Source organism: Megamonas funiformis (assembly GCF_010669225.1).
GTDB lineage: Bacteria > Bacillota > Negativicutes > Selenomonadales > Selenomonadaceae > Megamonas > Megamonas funiformis.
Genome location: NZ_CP048627.1, coordinates 1526954 through 1544209, shown reverse-complemented (window position 1 = coordinate 1544209; position 17256 = coordinate 1526954). Strand labels below are relative to the sequence as shown.

Annotated in this window: 21 protein-coding genes, 1 pseudogene and 1 CRISPR repeat array; of the genes and pseudogenes, 3 read left to right on the top strand and 19 right to left on the bottom strand. The window is 28.4% G+C overall.

Going from position 1 to position 17256, the window contains the following annotated elements:
• Positions 1–63: 63 nt before the first annotated feature.
• The 15 genes and pseudogenes from GXM21_RS07820 to GXM21_RS07750 all read right to left on the bottom strand — a co-directional run bounded on the left by GXM21_RS07820 (position 64) and on the right by GXM21_RS07750 (position 8941).
• Positions 64–789, bottom strand: coding sequence for an RNA polymerase sigma factor sigma-70 region 4 domain-containing protein (locus GXM21_RS07820; protein ID WP_008537554.1), 726 nt, complete (start codon positions 787–789; stop codon positions 64–66).
• 7 nt (positions 790–796) lie between these two features.
• Positions 797–1096 carry a hypothetical protein gene (locus GXM21_RS07815; protein WP_008537555.1) on the bottom strand — a complete coding sequence of 100 codons (300 nt, stop codon included), beginning with the start codon at positions 1094–1096 and terminating at the stop codon, positions 797–799.
• A gap of 12 nt (positions 1097–1108) precedes the next feature.
• Complete coding sequence (locus GXM21_RS07810) at positions 1109–1300, bottom strand: helix-turn-helix domain-containing protein (protein ID WP_008537556.1); 192 nt, start codon at positions 1298–1300, stop codon at positions 1109–1111.
• Complete coding sequence (locus GXM21_RS07805) at positions 1297–1593, bottom strand: hypothetical protein (protein WP_008537557.1); 297 nt, start codon at positions 1591–1593, stop codon at positions 1297–1299. The genes GXM21_RS07810 and GXM21_RS07805 overlap by 4 nt, the downstream gene beginning before the upstream one ends.
• A gap of 187 nt (positions 1594–1780) precedes the next feature.
• Positions 1781–2890 carry a ParB/RepB/Spo0J family partition protein gene (locus GXM21_RS07800; protein WP_008537559.1) on the bottom strand — a complete coding sequence of 370 codons (1110 nt, stop codon included), beginning with the start codon at positions 2888–2890 and terminating at the stop codon, positions 1781–1783.
• A 63-nt stretch (positions 2891–2953) separates the two neighbouring features.
• On the bottom strand, positions 2954–3754 hold the full coding sequence (locus tag GXM21_RS07795) for a ParA family protein (protein WP_008537560.1): 801 nt from the start codon (positions 3752–3754) through the stop codon (positions 2954–2956).
• Positions 3755–3847: 93 nt separating this feature from the next.
• Positions 3848–4054 carry a hypothetical protein gene (locus GXM21_RS07790; RefSeq protein ID WP_008537561.1) on the bottom strand — a complete coding sequence of 69 codons (207 nt, stop codon included), beginning with the start codon at positions 4052–4054 and terminating at the stop codon, positions 3848–3850.
• Positions 4055–4093: 39 nt separating this feature from the next.
• Complete coding sequence (locus GXM21_RS07785) at positions 4094–4402, bottom strand: hypothetical protein (RefSeq protein ID WP_008537563.1); 309 nt, start codon at positions 4400–4402, stop codon at positions 4094–4096.
• Positions 4403–4422: 20 nt separating this feature from the next.
• Positions 4423–4826: pseudogene (locus GXM21_RS07780) on the bottom strand (single-stranded DNA-binding protein).
• Positions 4823–5236, bottom strand: coding sequence for a hypothetical protein (locus GXM21_RS07775; RefSeq protein WP_163604702.1), 414 nt, complete (start codon positions 5234–5236; stop codon positions 4823–4825). The pseudogene GXM21_RS07780 and the gene GXM21_RS07775 overlap by 4 nt, the downstream one beginning before the upstream one ends.
• A gap of 219 nt (positions 5237–5455) precedes the next feature.
• The gene (locus tag GXM21_RS07770) at positions 5456–5656 is read right to left on the bottom strand and encodes a hypothetical protein (protein WP_008537568.1); all 201 of its coding nucleotides are present in this window, start codon (positions 5654–5656) and stop codon (positions 5456–5458) included.
• A gap of 17 nt (positions 5657–5673) precedes the next feature.
• Positions 5674–6993, bottom strand: a complete 1320-nt coding sequence (gene dnaB, locus GXM21_RS07765; protein WP_039881368.1) for a replicative DNA helicase — start codon at positions 6991–6993, stop codon at positions 5674–5676.
• Positions 6994–7056: 63 nt separating this feature from the next.
• Entirely contained in the window at positions 7057–7569 is a 513-nt protein-coding gene (locus GXM21_RS07760; protein WP_008537570.1) for a hypothetical protein, read from the bottom strand.
• Between the two features lie 66 nt (positions 7570–7635).
• Positions 7636–8376, bottom strand: coding sequence for a hypothetical protein (locus GXM21_RS07755; RefSeq protein ID WP_008537571.1), 741 nt, complete (start codon positions 8374–8376; stop codon positions 7636–7638).
• Between the two features lie 208 nt (positions 8377–8584).
• Positions 8585–8941, bottom strand: coding sequence for a helix-turn-helix domain-containing protein (locus GXM21_RS07750; protein ID WP_008537572.1), 357 nt, complete (start codon positions 8939–8941; stop codon positions 8585–8587).
• A gap of 172 nt (positions 8942–9113) precedes the next feature.
• Between GXM21_RS07750 and GXM21_RS07745 the strand changes: the two genes are divergently transcribed.
• From GXM21_RS07745 to GXM21_RS07735, 3 genes are all read left to right on the top strand, one after another.
• Positions 9114–9491, top strand: a complete 378-nt coding sequence (locus GXM21_RS07745; protein ID WP_008537573.1) for a helix-turn-helix domain-containing protein — start codon at positions 9114–9116, stop codon at positions 9489–9491.
• A gap of 73 nt (positions 9492–9564) precedes the next feature.
• Entirely contained in the window at positions 9565–10743 is a 1179-nt protein-coding gene (locus tag GXM21_RS07740) for an exodeoxyribonuclease VII large subunit (RefSeq protein WP_008537574.1), read from the top strand.
• 394 nt (positions 10744–11137) lie between these two features.
• Positions 11138–12157 (top strand): tyrosine-type recombinase/integrase, encoded by a 1020-nt coding sequence (locus GXM21_RS07735; RefSeq protein ID WP_008537576.1) that lies wholly within the window; start codon positions 11138–11140, stop codon positions 12155–12157.
• A gap of 126 nt (positions 12158–12283) precedes the next feature.
• Positions 12284–12842: a CRISPR direct-repeat array (repeat unit 30 nt; unit sequence ATTCAAATACAACTCTTGTTAAAGTTAAAT).
• 233 nt (positions 12843–13075) lie between these two features.
• Here the strand turns inward: GXM21_RS07735 and sufU are convergent.
• Genes sufU through sufB form a run of 4 tightly spaced genes read right to left on the bottom strand, consistent with a single transcriptional unit; the run spans position 13076 to position 17252 of the window.
• A complete protein-coding gene (gene sufU, locus GXM21_RS07730; RefSeq protein WP_008537577.1) occupies positions 13076–13513 on the bottom strand; it encodes a Fe-S cluster assembly sulfur transfer protein SufU in 438 nt (145 codons plus the stop codon).
• A complete protein-coding gene (locus GXM21_RS07725; RefSeq protein ID WP_008537578.1) occupies positions 13506–14729 on the bottom strand; it encodes a cysteine desulfurase in 1224 nt (407 codons plus the stop codon). The genes sufU and GXM21_RS07725 overlap by 8 nt, the downstream gene beginning before the upstream one ends.
• Entirely contained in the window at positions 14719–15807 is a 1089-nt protein-coding gene (locus tag GXM21_RS07720) for a SufB/SufD family protein (RefSeq protein WP_008537579.1), read from the bottom strand. The genes GXM21_RS07725 and GXM21_RS07720 overlap by 11 nt, the downstream gene beginning before the upstream one ends.
• Before the next feature lie 14 nt (positions 15808–15821).
• The gene (sufB, locus tag GXM21_RS07715) at positions 15822–17252 is read right to left on the bottom strand and encodes a Fe-S cluster assembly protein SufB (protein ID WP_008537580.1); all 1431 of its coding nucleotides are present in this window, start codon (positions 17250–17252) and stop codon (positions 15822–15824) included.
• Positions 17253–17256 lie beyond the last annotated feature (4 nt).

Below are 17256 nucleotides of genomic sequence, written 5' to 3'. Positions count from 1 at the left end.
AGTAAATGATAAAAATAATTGGATTATACTCTTTTTTGAAAAACGTGTTCGATTCGAACACATTTAATCAGCTAAATCTAAAACTTTAGCTATGACCTTTTGTCTAAAAGAATAAAGTATCTTTTTTATTTTGTGAAGAGGAATATGGTATTTTTCAGCGATTAGATTGAGATTAATAAATGGATTTTGCTTTTTATCAAATATTATTTGCTGTTCTAATTCACTCATTGAACTTATCTCTTGGAGAATTATATTGTTTATTTTTATTAGTAATTTTTCTTTTTGATATAAAATTTTTAGATAATCATAGCTAATATCCACATATATATTATTTCTAAGCAAAAAAGAAATTTCTTCTTTGAGTTTGTACCTTAAAGAAGAAAGCATATTTAAAAGTGTCATAAACATCTCATAGGTTAGTTTTTCCATAAATAATTGTTTTATGTCATAAAATATTATATTCATCAAGAAGTTAATCATCTTTCTATTTATTTCGATTATACCGGATTTACTGATGTTTAATGACAAGGAAATTTTAGCTAAAGTATATCCTTGCTCATAGCGTAGTTTTAAAAACTCTTGATATTTAGCTGGCATTTTTTGCAAAAATTGATTTATTAAGTAAAAATCAAGATATAAGCATAATTGCCTATACCGTATCTTATAAATCAAGGGATTTTTCTTATGTGTTTGTATATATTCTTCTTGTTTGGTATTAATTCTGTTATAAGTATTTGTGTCAAAAAATAAAATCAATCTATCTTTTAGTATTTCTTTTTTTAAAAACAATATCTTATCACCTTATATGCTTTTCTAGTTTTAATAATAATTCTTGAATATTTTCTGTTGAAGAAGTCATATTTTCTAAGAATTGTTGTAAATTTTTTATATTATTTATTTCATTCATATAATCACTAATTTTACCTTCAGCTTTTTTCATTTGCATTATTAATTCTAATTTTTCTATGTTTAGCAGTTTATTTATACTGCTTTTTATAACATAGAATTTGTTATTATCTATATTTTCATCATCAAGAATGGTACGTAATTTATCTATTTCTGCTAAATATTTATCCTGTAATTTTGTTATTGTCATTTCAATTAACCTCTATTCATAAAAAAATTTCTTATCAATTTTGAAATATCTACAGATTTTAATTATGTTTGCCTCTCTAGGTATCATTGTTCCGCTTTCCCATCTATGAATAGTAGATGGATTCACTAATAAGATATCTGCAAATTCTTCTCTCGTTAAGAGTTTTTGTTCTCTTAACCATTTTATTTTTTCGCCAATACTCATAATAATTCTTTAAGTTGTTTGGTAGAAGTCTCTAAAACTTCTATTAAATCAATTAAATTTTGCCTATTTTTCTTGCTATATTTGCAAGTATTGAACTCAAAAGCTATAGCTTTACATTTAGTGCCTAAATATACCTTACAACTAGTAACCATATTTTCCAAATCGTTAAAATTTCCTTCAGATACTAGTTTTTTTAGCACATCATTTTCTTTTTGTAAATTTGCTATTGATACTTTTAGTTGATGATAGTCTTTAGGTGGAACAATTTCTTTGACTTTAATTACTTTTTCCATATTAATTCACCTCAAACTTCTTCAAAATAATGATAGACTTTTAAAGTAGATATCATAATTTCTACTTTATGGAATTTTTTCTTGTTATCATAACCATAAATAAAGGGTCTGGCTTTTATCATTTTGATAAAAGCCAGACCCTTTTACATAAATAGGATTACTATTCATTTTGTTAATTGCTTTCGCTTTAAATATCACCCTCTCTATTATTTTCATTGATATTTCCTCTTTCTAATTTTATATCTAAGTCTTTTTCACACTTAGCAATAAGTTTATCTAAATAATCTATAGTTGCTAACATTTTTAATCCTTTATCGTCGTCTTTTATAGTATTTAACAAGGTATCCAATTCATTTTTCTTAGTATTTAAAACACTTAAACAGGTTTCTATAGCACTGAGTTCAATATCTTCATTATCATTTTCAATGCTATTCTCTATAGTTTTTATTTTAGGGTTTGTAACTGTGTTAGGAATATTATCTTGATTAGTTGATTTTGACAATTTATCATTTTTAGGCTTTGGTGTATCTTTTTTTCCGTCCTCTTGTTTAGGACTGTAGTCTTCATTTAAATCTTCAACATTATATCCTTCTTTAATAGATTTTTTTAAATTTCTAAGTTCCCTAGTAGATATATCATCTTTTTGTTTAATTATCTCTAAAGCTTTTTGTTGTTCTTCTTCACTTAACCCTCTAAGTTCAGCAGCTTTAGAAAAAGTAAGTGTAGAATTTTCATCTTCAACAGCTTCTCTTATTTCTGGACAAAATTTATTATAATCCCAGTATCTTTGCAATTCGGCTTCAGAAATACCTATTCTATCAGCAATATTCTTTCTAAAGCGTCCTTTTTCATTTTGGACTTCTTTGGATAATATTTCTGTTAATATAGTTATTTCATTAAATCTGGTTTTAAAATCTTTTTCCCTTTGGGTATTTCTACCAATAATAGCCATTTTTTCATCATCAAGACTTTTGATAGTGTCGTTTATGAAATATGGTACTTTTTTAGAAGATAATTTGCCTTCATTAAAAGCTTGTAACGTTGCTAATTGTCTTCTATGACCAGAGATAATTATAAGTTTTTCGTCTTTTTTTATTACTTCTATAGGATTTTTGACACCTCCACTTCTAATGATTTCAGCTTTTAAATCATCAATGTTTAGTTTTCCATAAATAATTTCATTTTCTGGATTTACTTCTAGTTCATCGGCATCAATATAATCACAAACCAGTCTTAAGGATTGTTTAGTATTTGCCGATGAAAATACTTTTGCCATGTTTATATTTTTTATTGCCATAAAAACACCTCATTATGTTGAGATGAAAAGTTGTCCGAATCAGACAACTTTTCTATTTGATTTTTATTCATCATATAATAATTCATCTACAAATTTATTCATTTGTCTTGCAAATAATGAACGTGGAGATAATTCAATCATACTTTTTCTCAAGTTTATAGCTTCAAATAAACGTTTATTTGAAGCATAGTTATTGACTAGATTTATGTTAGTTTTGAAAAATTTGTATTTAGACTGAGCTTTGCTATATGTGTTTGTGATGTATTTATTCATCAACGCACCTCGTAAAATAAAGTTATTTTGAGGGTCATGTTCATTATAACTTTCATCGTATAGTTGTCTATCTTTTAATACGTTTTGAAATTGTATATCCATTTCATTTAATCCACTATTTGCATAATCGTCGGGATTAGTTACAATGATTACTTGATTAGTGGCAATTAGTGCATTATATACTGTAAAATTAATATCTGGAGCATTGTCTATTATGCAAAAGTCATATTTATCTTCTACAGATTTTAAAGCATTTTTCAAAATAAAAGTTTTATCTTCAGCATCAATTTCTGTATGCTTCATATTTAGCGGTAACAAAGTCATATTGCTAGGTAGTATATCTATAAGACCTTCTTGTATTTTTCTAGCTGGATAAATTGCCTTTTGTATATCTAAATCAAGATTTAAAAATACATCGGCTAATGTTATTTCTTTATCTTTAGCATTAAAGAAATAACTTGCATTTCCTTGTTTATCATTATCAATAAATAAAACTTTTGCTCCAGCACTGGCTAATATATATGCTGTATTTATGGAAATAGTAGTTTTTCCTACTCCACCTTTTAAATTTATAAAACTATATGTTATCATAGAAATACCTTCCTTAATTTATAAAAATATGCTAAAATAATAGTATTATATATTGTTATTTTAGTAGTTAACAATAGGAGAAAGTCATGAGCTTTATTCATGGCTTTCTTTTTTATTTTTAAAAGCTCTTTTACAATCTTTAAACCACAAACAAACATTATTATTACAAGCTTGTTTAGCATAACAAGCTTGATTTCCTTCATTTCGTTGAATGCTATGAATTAATACTTCTTTGGTGGCTTTGATTGGCAAAGTAAATCCTTTTTCCTTAGCAAATGTTCTAATTTCTTTGATGGTCATAAAAATACCTCACTTTTAGTTGTCCGATTCGGACAAGATTTATATTTGACAACGTTTGTAAATATTAATATCACAAACATTTTCTCCTCGTGTAATGATATCTTGTGTTGTTTTACAAAAAACATCAACATCCATATCTAAATGAGTTGCTAAAATTTTAGTCAAAGTAAAATACATAGTTAATATATCTTTTTCATTTCCATCAAAGAGTACACCAATATCAGATTGACTCTTATTTGTATCATTATCTTTAAATAAAAACATTGTAATATACGATTTCAATTCTTTATTTTTCTTATTCTCTAAGATGTTTATAATTTGACTAATTACTGTATTTTTGTTGAGCATTGTATCGCTTCCTTTTATGTTTAAAATGGTATTTCTTCATCTTCTGGTACTTCACTACCAAAACTTTGAGCTTGTGTAGAAAGTGGTTTATTTTCTGTAGTTACGGCTGTTTTGTTCCCATAAACTCAAGTTCTTGAGCTATAACTTCTGTAACGTAACGTTTACTTCCATCTTGAGCCTCGTAGTTGCGAACTTGCATACGACCTTCAATTAGAACTTGACTGCCCTTAAATAAATGTTTACTACATACTTCAGCTAATTTATCCCAAACAATTATAGGAATAAAATCAGCTGTTTGTTGCTCGTTATTATGACTAAATCTACGGTTTACAGCTAAAGTAAAGCTTGCCACCGCTTTTCCTGTCTGTGTATAACGTAGTTCTGGATCACGCACAAGGCGTCCTGATAATATTACTTTGTTCATGAATTAAGGTCCTCACTTTTATAATTTTTTTTTGTAATAAAATTACAGTTGATATCATATATTTTTACCGTAAAATTAATGATTTTTCCTTGTTCACTAATAACAGGGATATATTCGATTAAATGGTCTGTATCTTTGTTATATATATACATATCGCCATTTATAGTAACTAAATTTTCTTTGTCTAATTGATTAATATCTGTAGGATAAGTGTTATTTTTTTGATAATACTCAGTTATATTTTGTTTTGAAAAATTAAAATCTAAATAACTCTCATATATATCAATAATAGATGAATAAAATATATAAACAATTAAACAAATTATTATACATTTACCTAGAAAACAAATAAAAAAACATTCATCTTCTTCAGATATAAAATTTAGTATAATTCTTTTAATTTTATTCATAAAAATTTCCTCATTTTGGATACTTTTTCCATTATAATAAACCTTGTTTTCTTAATTTCTCTTTGTATTTTCCATAACTCATATTATGTTTATCGGCGTCTTCCTTAATTTTATTCAATAATGCCATTCTTTCTTCAACTTCCTATTGTCTCTTTTTTGCTGCCAATGAATAGTAGTTTGGATTAGGATTAATACGATTTGTCATAGTAAAAACCTCACTTATAAATCTTCTTCTTTTATACCCGCATAATCGCATAACTTTTTAGGCGATATGTGATAGGTATAAGTTGTTTTACCTGGCATCTGCATAGCTACTCCAAATGGTAAGATATTTCTTTGTAGTCCGATTCGAACAAATTGCTGTGATTTACCTAATATTTCTGCTGCACGTTTTACAGTCACTTTTGCTTTTTTACACATATAATCTACTCTCCTTATTAATCTTTTGCTAAGTCTTGAAATCTTACGTATTCTTTATGGAAATATACTGGAATAGTTCCTGTTGGTCCATTTCTATTTTTAGCTATAATTACATCAGTTATATTTTTATTTTCAGTTTCAGGATTGTAATAATCTTCACGATAGAGAAACATTACAATATCAGCATCTTGCTCCAATGAACCAGATTCGCGTAAATCACTCAACATAGGTTTTTTTACTTGTCTTGATTCTACACTACGAGATAATTGTGATAAAGCAATTATAGGAATATCTAATTCTTTAGCAAGAATTTTCAAGCTTCTAGATATTTCAGATATCTCTAGATTTCTATTCTCACGACGAGTACCTTCCAGTAGTTGAAGATAATCTATTATAATAAGCTTAATATCATTTTCTCGTTTTAATTTTCTTGCTATTGAGCGCAAACTCATTAAATTCGATATTTCATCGTTTATTATTAGTTTTGATTGGGAGAGTTTGTTGGATACTTTTATTAATTTTTGTGTATGTGCATCATCTAAATTTCCTGATTTTAAATTAAACAGAGGAATTAATCCATAACTAGAAAAAATTCTATGAATCAATTGATTAGATGACATTTCTAATGAAAAAAATGCTACAGGTGTATCTTTTTTTATGGATAGATAACTAGCTATATTTAAAGCAAATGCTGTTTTTCCCATACTTGGTCGAGCAGCTAAAATCATAAAATCAGAATTTTTTAAACCCTGTAAAAAACTATCTAGATCCTGTAAACCCGTTTCTAATCCTAACAATTCTCCTTTATGATTAATAATATTTTCAATATCTACATATGCGTTTAAAGTTTGTTCTTTAATATTATTTACTTTGGTTGTAACAAGTTTTTTTGTTAATTTAGATAGTAGTTGTTCAGCTTTATCTAAAACCGTTTCTGGAGTATCTATACTCTCACTATCGTAGCCCATATTTTCCATATATTCCGCAATATGAACTATATTTCTAAGCATAGATTTTTCTTTTACAATATTTATATAGTGCTTTAAATTAGCTGTAGATGGCACTTTATTAGCTAAAGATGTTATAAAAGCTATACCACCAACTTCTTCAAGTTTACTAATATGTGTTAGGTAATCTGTTAATGTAATAATATCTATAGCTTTTTTTGTGGTATTTAGGTCAAGCATTACTTTAAATATCGTTCTATGACTTTTTCTATAAAAATCTTCAATATCTAATAATTCAGAAACTCCATATATTGTTTCTTGATTTATTAAAATAGACCCTAAAACAGCTTCTTCCGCCTCAATGTTGTTAGGAATTTCTCTTTTTATAATTGTATACACTCCTTTCTTGGTATATACTTATATTAGAACTATTTTTATTTATGCTCGTTTTGATTATTTATCAAAACGGGCTTTTTTTATTCTCTTTACTAAATCAAGATTAAACTTAATATCTAACTCCATGAATAAATTCAAAGAAATATTGTCTCTTTCTATCATGGCATCTATAGATTGTAAGAGAATTTTTTTGTCTGATTCAGATAAATCTTTATTACTATTCTTATTAAAAAGTAATTCAGGGAGTTTATTCATTGCTTCATCAGCCTTTTTGTCATAGATTTTCAGCTCTAAAATCCGAGCTTGGATATGTCTATCCGTCTTACGATATCTAAACAGTCTATTTAAGCCTGTTGCCTGCATAGCCATGCTTGCTGCTGCTATAAAATTGTTTTCAGCAAATTTTCTCATTTTCTTTGCAGGCAAAGTCCTTTTGCCATGTAATGCCTGATATATTGCACTTATAGAGCAATTTAACTCTAAAGCTACAGCTTTAGGTGGCTTATTAATCGACATAATAGCCAGTTGTATCATATAAGGTAAATCGTTAATAAGATTAGGTTCAATCATAAAATACTGCTCCTATTTGTGTAAATAATACACATTTTTTATACCAAAAATAGTGCTATATTAATTTTAATCTATTTCATTTTCTAACAATTTTAGCTGTTTTTCTAATTGCTTTTGAGATTTATTATTATTTTCTTCGTGTTTTTCGTTGGATAAATTTTTATATTCTTGTGTTTTTAAGGGATAATTTCTATCACAGGCTACAAAAAGCCATGCAGATATATTTTCTATCTTAATACCTCGTTTTATCTCTATCTCTAAATTTTTTAACTGCTTAAAAATTAAATCATCATCAAATTTCTTTTGAAATATTCTTAATGTGTTTTCATCAATACTATATTTCTTAAAAAGATTTAATATTTTATTTAAAATATTTTCTTCTTGATTTTTAATGATAATCTCATTTTCAAGTTCAGGTGAGTCTACATTATGCTGTTCTAATTTTGGTATTCTATCCGTTCGTGGTTTTTTCTCTACCATTTTTACATCTGGTAAAATTTTTAATAACAAATCCTTATATACACTATTTGTTTTCCGATCAGCTCGTATGGTGTTATGTAAAAGCCAATCATTAACATAGACCACTTTATTTTCAGGATCTAACATTGTTATAAAATTTTTATATATTAACAAATTTAAATCATCATCAGCTCCTTTTGTTAATCTTAGAACTGTACCTGCTTCTACAACACCATCATCATCCGCGTGTAATATCAGATAAGTATATAAATCTCTTGCAGATACAGACATTTTTAAAAATCTTTCACTATCGTAGATTAATTTGCTGACCATTCGTCTTGTTTTCAAATAAAAACACCTCACCTCACTTTGATTTTGTCAAACACTAAAATACTAATTTGGCAATTAAACCAAATGCTTTAGTGTCTACAATTTGTTAACTAAGCTAGCTATTATATTAATTTAGTTTATATTAGCTTTAGCTTAGCTTGTGCCGTCCCATAAAAGTGCAACTATTTGTTAACTTTTTATAATGCTATCTTATGGGACAGTCCCATTAAAAATTAAGGATAGTTTTTAATAAATTCAATTCATCTTTTGTAGGTGTTTCTAATCCATTTTCTACAGCAATATATCTGTTTTTATCAATTTGTGTAAGTATACAAATATCATCGACGGAGAGTTCTTTTAATTGTCGTTGCTCTTTTAGTTTTATACTAAAATCAGTATCAATATTATTAAAAATATCTTCCCAAGGGATATTTAATACAGTAGCAATTTTTTTTGCTACTTTAATAGACGGTATTCTTTTTCCGGTTTCTATCATTGAATAATATCCATCTGAAATTCCGACTAATTTAGCTATATCCACTTGTGTAAATTTAGATTTCTTTCTTATTTTAATTAAATTCATTCCTACACCTCCTTACTATAAGTTATATTATTTCATTTTACTAACTATTTGTTAGAAAATTATATTAGTATTATATCTTACATATAGTTAGAAGTCGATATTTTTTCTAACTAATTGTAAGGATTGTTAAATTTAACTATATGTTAGATTATAATATATATGAGGTGATACGATGTTAGGTGATAGACTAAAGGAATTACGTCTTAATAATGGATTAAAACAATCGGATCTGTTAAAAAAATTTAATTTATCTTCTGCTCGATATAGTCAATATGAAAATGATAAAAGAGTACCTGATTATGAATTATTAATAAAATTTGCTGATTTTTACAATGTAAGTATTGATTATTTATTAGGTAGAACAAATGTTATAAAGCCAGAAAATATTGATGAGAATGATTTATTAGCTAAATTAAATACAGCAGATTCTGAAACCAAAGCATCTGTGGAACAGTTTTTAAATTATTTACTGTATGAAAAAGAACGTAAAAATAAAGAAAAAGAAGATAATAGCACAAAAAAAAATACAGACAACGAGATAGCAATTTAAAAATTTTTATCTCCGTCTGTACATGAATGGATTAGAAAACATTATTTCGAGTTATTTAGTAGGGATGAAGAAGATGATTAGATATACTTCAGATAGAAAATATGCAAATGTAATAAAAGACTTAAACAGAAAATATAATGAAAGATTTTTCAATCTTAATAATAGAAATGTTGCAGGTTATGATGTTGCTAATAAAGTATGGTTTTTTGATGAGAATATTGTAGATTATAATGATTATTTAAGATATGCAAGATTTACTCCTGAACAATTAAAATACTTAAGACATTTTTCTACAAATTTAACAAACTTATTTCAAGAAATAGATTCTAAAATTGATTTTCAAAACTTTAATACTAGATATAAATTTGAAGGTGATGTTTATTCTGTATACAAGTCAGATACTACTACTGTTATATATTTGACTGATTCTGTAAAAGGAACAGAAAAACTAAGAGTAGTATATTATAAGGCATTTCATGATGATTTAGAAAATACTAGAATTTTGGTAACAGGTAGTTTATCTATATATAAAGGACATGGAGAAATTCAATTATTAGCTGATGCAATCTATGTTACAAGGAAAAAAACCAAGTATCAGCAACAAATTGATACCTGGTATGATGAAATTTATAAAATGGATATATCACCAGAATATGAGCAATATTCTTTTTCAGATATTCGATATATGGGAGTTATTTCCAATAATAAAACAGGAAAAGGATATCATGATTTTAAATCAATACTAAAAAATACAAATTATATAATAAAAGAACGTTTTACAACACTTACTGCGGAGAATATTGCTAAAGAAATAAAAGAGCTTTATGAAACGGAATCTGTTGATTGTATTTGTATTATTCGTGGTGGCGGAAATAAATATGATTTATTGGATTTCAACAATCCTTTATTAATAAAAACTATGTATGATTCAGGTTTGTTTATTTTTACAGCAATCGGTCATACCAGTGATAATCTAATTTGTAATAAATTTGCTCACTATAATGCTAGTACACCAACTGCATTAGCGATGCACTTTAAAAGATTACAATATGCTGAAGTAAATAAACAAAAAGAAAATGAATTATTATTAGCAAAGAATGATAATAATAAATTACAAGAAATAATCCAAACTTTACATTTAGAAAATGAGAGATTAAAAAGAAAAATTAATGACCTTATTGATGAAAATGAAAACTTAAATGAACAATTAAAGAAATCTAAAAAAGGGTTCTTTAGTAAGTTATTTGGTTGATATTACTTAAATTGATTAATATAATTTATTCTTTATTTCGTGCATAAAAAAAGACAAGCTTTTCGCTTGTCCTTATGGTACAATATGAAACGGAGAATAAATTGATGTGTCGGTTCTCTCTCTAACGAGGGAGGTGGTAAATATGACAACTTATGAAGTTTTATCATTGATAATTTCTTTATTAAGTCTGATATTTACTATTCTTTCTTATCTCAATTAAATTTGAAATAAAAAAGAAGCCGTCATAACGGACAGCCTCTTCTTCACTTTACGAATTTTCCAGAAGAGGGCTGACGTGGCGAAACATCAGTTTATTCTCTTCTTTTAGTTAATCATATCATAAGTAATAAAATTAATCAAATAAATTCTAAAATAATAAAAGGTGGAATTTATTATGAAATTACCAAATGGATATGGTTCTGTATCCAAGCTTTCTGGCAAAAGACGTAAACCCTGGATTGTTAAAGTTACGAAAGGTTGGACAGACGATGGAAAGCAAATCCGTATGGTTTTAGGAACATTTAAAACTAAGAGTGAAGGACTAATTGCTTTAGCAGAATATAATAAAGATCCCTATGATATTATAGAACGAAGATATACACTAGAAGATTTATATAATATGTTAGCTGAACAAAGATTAAAAAATAATCAGAAAATGCCATTAGCTGCGTATAAACACTGTTCTAAATTACATAAAATGCAATTTAGAGACATAAAAACTGCACATATCCAGGAAATAATAGATAATTTATCTCTTGGATATGCTAGTAAAAAATCTATAAAAAATTTATTTAGTTTGTTATATAAATATGCTATGTCTTTTAATTTAGTTGACAGAAATTACGCTAAATTTATTAAACTTCCATCAGAAATAAAGAGTGATATACACAAACCTTTTAGCGAAGAAGAATTAGAAATTCTATGGAAAAATACTGAAGATTATATTGTTAAAATTGCTTTAATATTAACATACACAGGTCTAAGACCAAGTGAATTATTAGACATTAAGCTAAGTAATGTTTTTTTAGATAAAAAATATATTATTGGTGGAGCAAAAACAAGTATGGGGATAAATAGACGTATTCCTATAGCAGAAAAAATTTATCCATTTATAAAATATTTTTTTGATATGGCTAATGAATTTAATAATCCATACCTAATTACAGGTGATATAAAAAGAAAAAAATTGCCGTATGCTACTTTAGCTTATAAATGGCGTAAATCAGAAAATTCAGCTATAAAAAACCATCTTCCACATGATGGACGACATACTTGTAATACATTACTAGATAATGCAGATGTAAAAGAAAATATAAAAAATCTAATATTAGGACATGTAGGGAAAACCATTAATGAAAAAGTTTATACACATAAAACTATTGAACAATTAAAAGAAGCTATTGATTTAATCTAAAATATGTGATGAATGTTGTCTATTTGTTGACTACTATTTAATTTTTAAAGAGTTTTATGTGTTTTTTAGAGATTTTTTATAAAAAGAAAGCCTTTAAATACTTATATTTAAAGGCTTTCTTTTATTACTTAATTTAAACTCTTGTTAAAGTTAAATGATAAAAGGTAAATTTATAGTGGAAAAAGCTACAGAATTCAAATACAACTCTTGTTAAAGTTAAATGATAAAAGGTAAATTTATAGTGGAAAAAGCTACAGAATTCAAATACAACTCTTGTTAAAGTTAAATTGCCACATAGTACGGACCACAGTATTTCCAATATATATTCAAATACAACTCTTGTTAAAGTTAAATAAATATAATTTTTCTCAACAAGTTTATCTAATACATATTCAAATACAACTCTTGTTAAAGTTAAATATGGAGATTTAACAACAGAGGTGAATATATAAAAAAATTCAAATACAACTCTTGTTAAAGTTAAATAGATGGCGGTGCTAAATTTGCTGGTAGAAAATACAGATTCAAATACAACTCTTGTTAAAGTTAAATTCGGATACTTTATTATCCTCATCTTCAAAAATAACTCATTCAAATACAACTCTTGTTAAAGTTAAATTTAAAATCAGATAAACTACCATGAACTACTTTCTCTATTCAAATACAACTCTTGTTAAAGTTAAATGCTAGAAAAATTAATCTTTATGATTTTATTGTACTATTAAAAGTGTTGATAAACAAGGATTTTACTTATTTTTTACCAGCAATAATGAGATTTGAAGGGATTTAGTGAAAATGTTTATTTATCAAGGATTAGCGAGATTTTTCTTGATTTTGGTTGGTAAATTTTAGATAAAATAAAAAAGTATCATCTTAATTTTAGTTTTGAACTATTTAAATCAAGATGATACTTTTTATTTATTGAGAGCTTTGGAGGGCTTTGTCTAGGATTGTTTCCATAGTATGCCAGCTAAGTACGGCACATTTTACACGAGCTGGCATTTTGGATATATTTTTAAAGGTAAGAGCTTCATCTAAAGGGGCAAGCTCTTTTTCATCAGTGATTGTGCCTTGAACCATGCCAATAAATAAACGACATAATTCTTTAGCTTTGTCGATTGGTTGATCAAGCATTAAATCAATCATGATATCTGTGGAAGCTTGGGAAATAGCACAACCTGAACCTTGGAAACTAGCATCTTCAATAATATTGTTATTGAGTTTTAAGGAGAGCGTGATTTCATCACCGCAATTAGGATTGATACCGTGTTGGTGATGTGTAGCATCTGCTAGTGAACATTTATTATTAGGGTGAAGGTTGTGTTCAGTTAAGATTTCATTATAGAGATTAAACATCGTATCCTAAATAACTCCTTACTTTTTTTATTTGTTCAATGAATTGATAAACATCTTCTTTTGTATTATAGAAATAAAAGCTTATGCGATTTGTTGATTGTGCATTTAGATATTTTAATAATGGATGAGCACAATGATTGCCTGCACGAAGGGCTATATTCCCATGATAATCGACAAGTGAAGATACGTCATGAGGGTGAATATCTTGAATATTAAAGCTCAATACACCTTTATGCTTTTTATAATCTGGTGAGCCATAAATGGTGATATAAGGCAATTTAGATAATTCTTCCATGGCGATTTTCATTAATTTTTCTTCTTGTTGTTCAATATAGGAAAATCCTACTTGATTTATATATTCGATAGCGGCTTTTAATGCTATTGCTCCAGATACGTTAGGTGTACCAGCTTCAAATTTTTCTGGAAGTGGGGCAAATGTAGCATCTTGTTCGGATACTGTTTCGATCATTTCGCCACCGCGTAAGAATGGAGGCATTTGTTCAAGTATGGATTTTTTTCCATATAAGATGCCAATTCCCATAGGTGCTAACATTTTATGACCGGAGAATGCGTAAAAATCACAATCTAAATCTTGGACGTCTGTTGCCATATGAGGAGCACCTTGAGCACCATCAACAATGGCGATAGCACCTACTTCATGAGCTTTTTTTATTATAGCTTTTAAGGGAGTGGCAATGCCTAAGACATTTGAAACTTGAGTGATAGAAACTATTTTTGTTTTAGGTGTGATTTTTGTTTGAATTTCTTCATCAGAAATAATACCTTCATCATTTATATACATATATTTTAATGTAGCTTTTTTTAATTTTGCTATCATTTGCCATGGAAGTATATTGCTATGATGTTCAAGAATGGAGATTACGATTTCATCGCCTTCTTGGATATTTTCCATGCCGTAAGTGTAAGCGATGAGATTTAAAGATTCAGTAGTATTTCTAGTGAAGATAATCTCACAATCTTCATTGGCATTGATGAATTGTGCTACGCTGTGGCGAGCTTGTTCGTATTCACTTGTAGCAGTAGCACTCAATTTATAAAGACCACGAAGGGGATTTGCGTTTTGAGATGTGTAATAATTTTCTAGGGATTTTATCACACTTAGTGGTTTTTGCGTAGTAGCAGCACTATCTAAATAAACGACAGGGTTTGCTTCATCATTTAATATAGGGAAATCTTGGCGAAAATTAGTTTTCATGATAGAAAGCCTCCTGTTGATAAGTGGAAATATAAGCATGAAGTTCTTCAGGTAAATTTGTTGTGATTAATTGAAGTTTGGAGTCAATTTGCATTTGGCGAATTTGTCTTTCATTTAAGCCACGAGTTTGAAGATAAAATAATTGTTCCTTATCCATTTCACCGATAGCAGCGGAGTGATTGCCTTCGATATCATCTTCACCGCAGAGAATTAGAGGAATTGATTTATTGTGGATATCTTCATCAAGTAATAATACATTTTCTGCTTCTGTACCTATAGAACCTTTGCAACCTTGTTTAAAATCTAAAGTTGCACGATGTGTTTTTTGAGCGTTATGCATTAAGATACCATTTGTCGTTAAATTAGTTTTAGTCTTTTGACCTAGGATATTGACAATATAGTTCATATCGAGCATTTGATTTTTAGTAGTTAAATAATCTGTTTGGAAATTTAGTTGTGCATTATTTTGTAGTAAATCAATATTTGCACCTAGATAATTTTTATTTGCACCTAAAGCAATTTGTTGAATGGATATACGAGCATTTTCTTGAGCAAGTGTGCCGATATCATCAAAGTTAAAATAGTCTTTGCCGAGTGTTTGGAGTTGAATTATTTTAACTTGAGCATTTTTTTCAGCAAAAATTTTTGTACTGCTCGCATGAAAACCTTGATTATGATAAGGTGAATTGTAAACGATAATTATAGTGGCTTGGCTATTTTCTTGAGCGTAAATATAATTATCATCAATTAAATCAAGATTATCGGTTAAATCATAAATAAAGATTAAGGGTTTTTGGGTAATTGTATTTGCTTTGATAGTGAAATAGTTTTTGTTACTAGCATTATTTACTACAAAATTATCAGCATCTGAGCCGATACCAGTAGTGATGTGAGGAAAGTTGGCAAAAGTTATATCTTTTTGTGAAGCTAGGGAAATATTTTCCGTGGAATTGATGATTTGAGGTTTGAGGGGAGTTAATTTATCTATATTATCATAAGATATAGTTGTATCATTTAATTTTAACCAACGCCATGTTGGCATTGGTAAACTATTTGCATGTTCAAATTTTATATTCATAGTCATATCTCCTTTTAGCCAATGGCACCTTCCATTTCTAATTGAATTAAATGATTCATTTCTACAGCATATTCTACTGGTAATTCTTTGGATATTGGATTAGCAAATCCGTTTACAATCATAGCACGAGCAGCGGCTTCACTTAGACCTCTACTCATGAGATAAAATACAGCTTGATCACTAATGCGACCAATTTTGGCTTCGTGCCCGACACTGGCTTTATTTGTACGCACGTCCATTGCTGGAATGGTATCTGAACGAGAAATATTATCGAGCATTAAAGATTGGCAAGAAACTAGGGCTTTACTGTGCTGGGCTTGTTTGGCTACAACGACAGAACTTCTAAATGTGCTAGCACCACCATCTTTAGAAATAGATTTTGTGTTGATTAAAGAAGATGTATGAGGGGCATTATGCACCATCTTAGCTCCTGTATCGAGATTTTGCCCTTTACCTGCAAATGTAATTCCTGTAAATTCTGCTTTGGCATTTTCACCTGCAAGAATTGTCATTGGATAAAGGTAAGAGATATGAGAGCCGAATGAGCCAGAAATCCATTCCATAGTAGCATTTTTGCCTACTTTTGCTCTTTTTGTATTGAGATTATACATATTTTTTGACCAGTTTTCAATTGTGGAGTAACGCAATTTTGCATCATCAGCGACGAATAATTCTACACAGCCAGCATGTAAATTAGCTACATTATATTTAGGAGCAGAACAGCCTTCGATGAAGTGAAGGTCAGCTCCTTTATCTACGATAATCAAAGTATGTTCAAATTGCCCTGCACCTGCTGCATTTAGGCGGAAATAAGATTGAAGTGGAATGTCCACTTTTACTCCAGGTGGTACATATACGAAAGAGCCACCAGACCAAACTGCACCATGTAAGGCTGCAAATTTATGATCGCGAGGTGTTACAAGTTTCATAAAATGTTCACGTATCATAGGTTCATAAGGGCCTTTGAGAGCAGTTTCGATATCTGTATAAATTACACCTAGTTTGGCAACTTCTTCTTTGAGATTGTGATAAACGACCTCAGAGTCGTATTGGGCACCGACACCAGCTAGGGATTTTTGTTCAGCTTGAGGAATACCTAATTTATCGAAAGTGTCTTTGATATCTTCAGGTACATTTTTCCATGAACCTTGCATATCAGTATTTGGTTTTACATAAGTTACGATATTGTCGATATTTAAATCATCAATAGATGGTCCCCATGGTGGTACATCTAAGCTGTGGTAGATTTCTAAAGAACGCAAGCGAAATTCACGCATCCACTCAGGGTCATTTTTTTTAGCAGATAATTCTTCTACGATTTTTGGCGTGAGACCTTTTTTGAGACGATAAGCATCTTTTTCTGCTTTTTTAAAATCATAACGATTTTCTACACGTTCAGCAGTTTGATTTATATATTCATTTTGTCTTTTTTCTGCTTCATTCATGATT